General features: G+C 75.4%; 1 pseudogene. It reads right to left on the bottom strand.

Annotation, left to right across the window (positions count from 1 at the left end):
• Nucleotides 1-193 precede the first annotated feature (193 nt).
• A pseudogene (locus JHD82_RS29380) lies at nucleotides 194-317 on the bottom strand (AMP-binding protein); the annotation flags it as partial.

Genomic DNA, 317 nt, shown 5'->3' with positions numbered 1-317 from the left:
CCCCCCCCCCCCCCCCCCCCCCCCCCCCCCCCCCCCCCCCCCCCCCCCCCCCCCCCCCCCCCCCCCCCCCCCCCCCCCCCCCCCCCCCCCCCCCCCCCCCCCCCCCCCCCCCCCTTTTAATGATACGCCCACCACCGAGATCTACACTGTTCGCATTTCGTCGGCAGCGTCAGATGTGTATAAGAGACAGGTGGGTGAGCAGGCGCCGCACGGCGCCGTCTTCGATCATCTGGGCCAGCCGTTCGGGCGGGTGATCGGGGTCCAGGGGCACATAGGCGCCACCGGCCTTCATGATGGCCAGCAGGCCCACCACCATC

The organism is Delftia sp. ASV31 (genome assembly GCF_016428765.1).
Classification (GTDB): domain Bacteria; phylum Pseudomonadota; class Gammaproteobacteria; order Burkholderiales; family Burkholderiaceae_C; genus Comamonas; species Comamonas acidovorans.
This window is presented reverse-complemented; position numbering and strand designations above follow the sequence as displayed.